At 46.7% G+C, this 6,651-nt stretch carries 4 protein-coding genes; all 4 read right to left on the reverse strand.

The genetic code is table 11. The features are described from left to right. Nucleotides 1-80: 80 nt before the first annotated feature. Entirely contained in the window at nucleotides 81-950 is an 870-nt protein-coding gene (sucD, locus tag FHQ30_RS05165; protein ID WP_139609138.1) for a succinate--CoA ligase subunit alpha, read from the reverse strand. Next, nucleotides 951-2,117: an ADP-forming succinate--CoA ligase subunit beta gene (gene sucC / locus FHQ30_RS05170; RefSeq protein ID WP_132967486.1), complete on the reverse strand. Its 1,167-nt coding sequence runs from the start codon at nucleotides 2,115-2,117 to the stop codon at nucleotides 951-953. Nucleotides 2,118-2,222: 105 nt separating this feature from the next. Further along, the gene (gene odhB / locus FHQ30_RS05175; protein ID WP_139611428.1) at nucleotides 2,223-3,440 is read right to left on the reverse strand and encodes a 2-oxoglutarate dehydrogenase complex dihydrolipoyllysine-residue succinyltransferase; all 1,218 of its coding nucleotides are present in this window, start codon (nucleotides 3,438-3,440) and stop codon (nucleotides 2,223-2,225) included. A gap of 66 nt (nucleotides 3,441-3,506) precedes the next feature. Further along, nucleotides 3,507-6,332, reverse strand: a complete 2,826-nt coding sequence (sucA, locus tag FHQ30_RS05180) for a 2-oxoglutarate dehydrogenase E1 component (protein ID WP_139611429.1) — start codon at nucleotides 6,330-6,332, stop codon at nucleotides 3,507-3,509. Nucleotides 6,333-6,651: the final 319 nt, after the last annotated feature.

Here is a 6,651-nt window from a genome sequence, read left to right on the forward strand (position 1 = left end):
AAGATCAACAGACCCTAGTCTTTGTTAGCCATCTGACCTGTTACATTGGATCGTAACAGGTCTAATTTGAAGCAATTGAATTATTTGATCACTTTTAGTAAGGCTTCGCCGATATCGGCTAAGCTGCGGACGGTGGTGACACCTGCGGCTTCCAACGCGGCAAATTTTTCATCGGCAGTGCCTTTACCACCGCTGATAATTGCGCCGGCATGTCCCATGCGCTTGCCTTTTGGTGCGGTGACACCGGCAATATACGAGACTACCGGTTTGCTGACGTGTTGTTTGATATAGGCAGCAGCTTCTTCTTCAGCGGAACCGCCAATTTCACCAATCATCACAATGGCTTCGGTTTCCGGGTCTTGCTCAAACAGCGCGAGAATATCGATAAAACTGGAACCCGGAATCGGATCACCACCGATGCCGACACAGCTTGATTGCCCTAAACCGCAATCGGTAGTCTGTTTCACCGCTTCATAGGTGAGTGTGCCGGAGCGTGACACAATGCCAACTTTACCTTTTTTATGGATATTGCCCGGCATAATGCCGATTTTGCACTCGTCTGGAGTGATCACACCGGGGCAGTTAGGCCCGATCATGCGCACGCCGGTCTGATTCAGTTTTTGTTTTACGGCTAACATATCCAGGGTCGGTATGCCTTCAGTGATACAGACGATCAACTGAATTCCGGCATCAATGGCCTCCAAAATCGCATCTTTACAACCGGGTGCAGGCACATAAATCACACTAGCAGTCGCGCCGGTTGCCTGTACTGCTTCAGCCACAGTATTAAAGACCGGTAATCCTAAGTGGGTGGTGCCGCCTTTGCCGGGAGACGTGCCGCCGACCAATTGTGTGCCGTAGGCAAGCGCTTGTTCAGAGTGGAAAGTACCTTGTCCGCCGGTGAATCCCTGGCAAATAACTTTAGTATTTTTATTAATTAAAATAGACATTTATTTGCCCTCCGCTGCGGCAACCACTTGTTTAGCGGCATCTGTTAAACTGTTGGCGGCAATAATATTCAGACCGCTGTTGGCTAAAATTTCACGTCCTAGTGGCGCATTATTGCCTTCAAGACGAACCACCACCGGAATCGCTACGCCGACTTGATTGACGGCATCGATAATGCCGTTGGCGATTAAGTCACAACGTACAATCCCGCCGAAAATATTCACCAGTACTGCTTTTACGGCACTGTCGGATAAAATAATTTTAAATGCCTCAGCAACCCGCTCTTTGGTTGCACCACCGCCGACATCTAAAAAGTTTGCCGGTTGTCCACCGTGCAATTTGATGATGTCCATGGTTCCCATTGCCAAACCGGCACCGTTGACCATGCAGCCGATATTGCCGTCCAATGCCACATAATTCAATTGCCACTGTTCTGCCAATGCTTCGCGCGGGTCTTCTTGACTTGCATCTTGCATTGCTTGCAAATCAGGGTGACGGTAGGAAGCATTGCTGTCAGTGACAATTTTAGCATCCAAGCAGAGCAGTTGATCGTTTTCCAAAATCACCAACGGATTGACTTCAACCAAAGCCAAGTCTTTCTCGACAAACAGCTTGGCAAGTTGGGTGAAAAGGTGAGTGAATTGTTTGATTTGATCGCCTTGTAAGCCTAATTTAAAGGCTAATTGACGTCCTTGAAACGGCATGCCGCCCAGCAGCGGATCTAAACTGATTTTATGCAGTAACTCAGGGGTTTTTTCAGCAACTTCTTCAATATCCATACCGCCTTCGGTTGACGCCATGACGACAACAGTTTGCGAACTACGATCCAAAACCGCACTTAGGTATAATTCTTTTTTAATTGCGGAACACTGCTCAAGATAGATAGTGTTGACCGGTTGACCGTGTTTATCGGTTTGAAACGTCACCAAGCGTTTGCCGAACCACTGTTCGGCGAATGCGTTGATTTCGGCTTCACTTTTCACTAATTTTACGCCGCCGGCTTTGCCACGACCGCCTGCATGAACTTGGCATTTGGCAACCCAAGTATCACCGCCTAATTTTTTGGCAGCTTCCAGTAATTGCTGGCTATTTTGACAGGCGTAACCGGTTGGAACGGGAATGCGGTAATCAGCAAAGATTTGTTTACTTTGATATTCGTGCAAATTCATTATTTGTCCTTGTCACAACGATGGATTATCGGGTTAATGTGGCGGAGAATCGCCGTTTATTAACAGGGCAGAGGCTATCCGCCCTGATATTGTTATTACCAGTGGTTAAATTTCCAATAGAATACGGGTTGGATCTTCCAGCAACTCTTTAATGGTGACCAAGAAGCCGACGGATTCGCGACCATCAATTAAACGGTGGTCATAAGACAGGGCAAGGTACATCATCGGGCGGATCACCACTTGTCCGTCGAGCGCAATCGGGCGATCTTTAATCGCATGCATGCCTAAAATCGCACTTTGCGGCGGATTGATAATCGGAGTAGACATCAACGAGCCGAACACGCCACCGTTAGTGATGGTGAAATTGCCCCCGGTCAAATCTTCCACCGTCAACTTGCCGTCACGTCCTTTTTCTGCCAGTTCTTTGATTTGCTGTTCGATTTCGCCCATCGACAATTTATCGCAGTTTTTCAGTACCGGTGTCACTAAACCACGCGGCGTGGAAACCGCAATGCTGATGTCGAAATAGTTGTGATAGACAATATCTTCACCGTCAATCGAGGCATTGACTTCCGGATAGCGTTTAAGGGCTTCAACCACGGCTTTGATGTAGAACGACATAAATCCTAGCCGTACGTTGTTGCGTTTTTCAAATTTTTCGCCGTAGTTTTTGCGCAGCTGCATAATCGGTGACATATCGACTTCATTAAAGGTAGTCAACATGGCGGTGTTATTTTTTGCGTCTAATAAGCGCTCGGCAATTCGTTTGCGTAAGCGGGTCATCGGCACGCGTTTATCACTGCGGTTTGCCAGCGCAACCGAGCTGTCGGTGCCTTCTTTATGCACGGTGGAAGCTTGTTTGCTAAGGTGGGCATCAACATCTTCACGCGTGATACGCCCGCCAACGCCGGATCCTTTGATGTCGCTGGAGTCAATATTGTTTTCTGCCAGCAAACGACGTACCGACGGGCTGAGATTGTCGTTGGCATCGCTGTGTTCGGTGCTCAATACCGCACTTTGGCGTTCTGCCGGTGTGGATTCTGCGGTATTCACCGTATCTTTGGTTACTGTGCCGGCGGCTGAAACCGGCAACAGTTTACCTAGCAGTTGGCTGCTGATAACCGTGGCCCCTTCTTCTTGCAGGATAGCTTCAATAACGCCGTCTTCTGAAGCGGGCACTTCCAACACCACTTTGTCAGTTTCAATTTCAACAATAATTTCATCACGTGCAACCGTATCACCGGCTTTTTTGTGCCAAGTTGCGACAGTGGCATCCGCGACTGATTCAGGTAAAACCGGGGTTAAGATATCAATACTGCTCATATTTATTTCCTTTCAATATTTAATCAATTGTTCAATTAAGCATCTAAAATATTTGGTTGAATAAGCTTATTCAACCGTCAATGCTTCATCCACCAAGGCTTTTTGCTGTGCATTGTGCAACGAAGCAAAGCCGGTTGCCGGGGAAGCAGAAGCCGGTCGTCCGACATAATTTAAACTTGCGCCGGCAGGCAGCGAGGTTCGGAAATTATGTTGACTGCAATACCATGCCCCTTGGTTCAACGGCTCTTCCTGACACCAGATAAAATCTTTAACATGTTGATAAGGTTGCAAGACAGTCTGCATATCATCACTCGGATACGGGTAAAGCTGCTCGATACGAATTAAGGCAACATCGGTTTGTTGGTTGGCGCGGCGTTTTTCTAGCAAATCATAATAGACCTTGCCGGAACAGAGCACGACACGCTGTACCTGTTGCGGATCCAAATCATCAAACTCTGGCAACACCGGTTGGAAAGTGCCTTCCAACAGTTCCGACATCTCAGAAATCGCCAACGGATGGCGCAGCAGTGATTTCGGGGTTAAGGCAATCAATGGACGGCGCATTGGGCGAATCATCTGGCGACGTAGCATATGGTAAACCTGTGCCGGGGTGGAAGGCACGCAAACTTGAATGTTCTGCTCGGCACACAGTTGCAGATAGCGTTCTAGGCGAGCAGAGGAGTGCTCAGGGCCTTGTCCTTCGTAGCCGTGTGGCAACAACATGGTTAAACCGCACATTCTGCCCCATTTCTGCTCTCCGGAGCTGATGAATTGGTCAATAACTACTTGCGCCACATTGGCGAAATCGCCGAATTGCGCTTCCCAGATGACTAAGGTTTTCGGATCGGAGGTGGCATAACCGTATTCATAGGCTAAAACGGCTTCTTCAGACAGCACCGAATCCCACACTTCAAATCGTCCTTGTTGATTGTGCAGATTGGCAAGCGGAATGTAGTAGGTGCCGTCTTCTTGATTGTGCAACACCGCATGGCGGTGGAAGAAAGTGCCGCGCCCGGCATCTTCACCGGACAGACGAATCGCATTGTTGTCATCCAGCAGGGTGGCATAAGCCATAATTTCCGCCATGCCCCAGTCAAACGGCTTTTCGCCTACTGCCATCAATTCCCGATCTTCGTAGATTTTTTTCACCCGATTGTGTAGTTTGTGCGATTCAGGATAGATACACACCTTCTTTGCCAAGGCAATGAACCGCTCTTTGTCAAACCGATTTTCGTAATGCGCAGTCCAATCGTGATCAAGATAGTTAATCCATTCCAATGAGTTGCGATCCAGTTCGCTCCACTCTTTGACGACACATTCACCGTTATCCAGTGCATCGCGGTATTCGTTCATCATTTCAAAGGTTTGATCATCATTCAACACCCCTTCGGCAACTAAACGATCAGCATACACTTTGCGTGGCGTCGGATGTTTTTTGATCTGTTTATACATCATCGGTTGGGTGGCAGACGGTTCATCGGCTTCGTTATGCCCATGTCGACGGTAAGAAACCAAATCAATGAAAATATCATTTTTAAATTTAGCACGATATTCAACTGCCATTCTAGCAGCATAAATCACGGCTTCCGGGTCATCGCCGTTGACATGAATCACCGGCGCATCGACCATTTTGGCAATATCGGTACAGTATTCGGTAGAACGTGTATCACCGGTATATGAGGTGGTGAAACCGATACGGTTATTGATAACGACACGGATTGTGCCGCCGATGGTGTAACCGCGAGTGGCTGACATGTTCAAGGTTTCTTGTACGATGCCTTGTCCGGTGACGGCAGAATCACCGTGCACGGTGATTCCCCAGACTTTATTGCGCTCACTGTCTTGCAGGCGAGTTTGGCGTGAACGGACAGAACCGATTACCACTGGGCTGACGATCTCTAAATGTGACGGGTTAAACGCCAATGATAAGTGAACTGAGCCGTTATCGGTCATAAAATTAGAAGAAAAACCTTGGTGGTATTTCACATCGCCGGTACGATCATGGTTACTGTGTTTTCCGGCAAATTCATCAAACAATTCTGCCGGTTTTTTGCCCAGTACGTTGACCAGCATATTTAACCGTCCGCGGTGTGCCATGCCCATCACGATATCTTTAGCGCCAAATTTACCGGCGTGACGGATAATCTCTTTCATCAGTGGAATAAAGGCATCGCTGCCTTCTAAAGAAAAACGCTTGGCGCCGGGAAATTTAGCCCCTAAATAGCGTTCTAAGCCTTCTGCGGCAGTCAGTTCTTGCAGATAGGTTTTTTGTTCTTCAGGGCTGAACAGCGGTTTATTTAAACGTGCTTCCATTTTTTGCTGCAACCAGTCACGCACTTCAATATTGTGTATGTGCATAAACTCCAGTCCGATGGTGCTGCAATAGGTTTCGTGCAATTTTTCCGAGAGTTCGCGTAGTGTGATGTTTTCACGATCGTACACATATTTGCCGATATTAAACTCTTCATCCAAATGTTTCTCTTCCAAACCGTAGAATTGATAGTCCAGATTCGGCACCGAGAGGCGCTTCCACATTTTTAACGGATCGAGGTCGGAACGCAAATGTCCACGATAGCGGAAGGCGTTGATGTATTGCAAAGCCCGCACTAAACGGCGGCTGGCACTGGGATCAATGATCGTGTGTGTTCCGGTTTTTTGGGTATTTTCTTTGGCTAATTCACGAAAATATTCGCGCACCGGCGCATGGGGTTGCTCGCTGACGGTGGGTTTGGGCCAACTGTCGAAGATCTGTTTCCAGCTGGTATCAACGCTCAAGGGATCTTTAAGATAGTCTTCATAGACTTGTTCTATATACGTTTGGTTGGCTCCGCCTAAGGCACTAGAGTCAACCCAATCCTGCATAGCATTCCGCAGGGAATGGTTTTGTCGCATAACTACCTGACCTTTCTTAAAATAAAATAATAGGATGACTATAATTTTGTGAGTAAATTGAATATTTTACCACTAACTTCACCGTTAACTGTAGGGTGAAAATATGCCATTTACAAGAAAATGATAAATTTTGTTGCGGGTTAAATTATACCTAAAAAATTTTTTTATAATGTGACCTAGCTAGTGTTTTTTACAAAAAAATAACATTTTATCTAAAAGGCTCTTTAAATTTATCGGTTAAAAGACTAAATTGGTGAAAATTCATTTTACAGTATCGCTTTATTTGTGTTAATAAATGAATCAGTTTTCACTATAAATG

It is taken from the genome of Testudinibacter sp. 'clade 2' (genome assembly GCF_006227735.1).
GTDB lineage: Bacteria > Pseudomonadota > Gammaproteobacteria > Enterobacterales > Pasteurellaceae > Chelonobacter.

What these genes read in the sequence shown, in the direction of transcription:
- sucD (WP_139609138.1), bottom strand. Translation starts at nt 950, where the DNA reads ATGTCTATTTTAATTAATAAAAATACTAAAGTTATTTGCCAGGGATTC.
- sucC (WP_132967486.1), bottom strand. Translation starts at nt 2,117, where the DNA reads ATGAATTTGCACGAATATCAAAGTAAACAAATCTTTGCTGATTACCGC.
- odhB (WP_139611428.1), bottom strand. Translation starts at nt 3,440, where the DNA reads ATGAGCAGTATTGATATCTTAACCCCGGTTTTACCTGAATCAGTCGCG.
- sucA (WP_139611429.1), bottom strand. Translation starts at nt 6,332, where the DNA reads ATGCGACAAAACCATTCCCTGCGGAATGCTATGCAGGATTGGGTTGAC.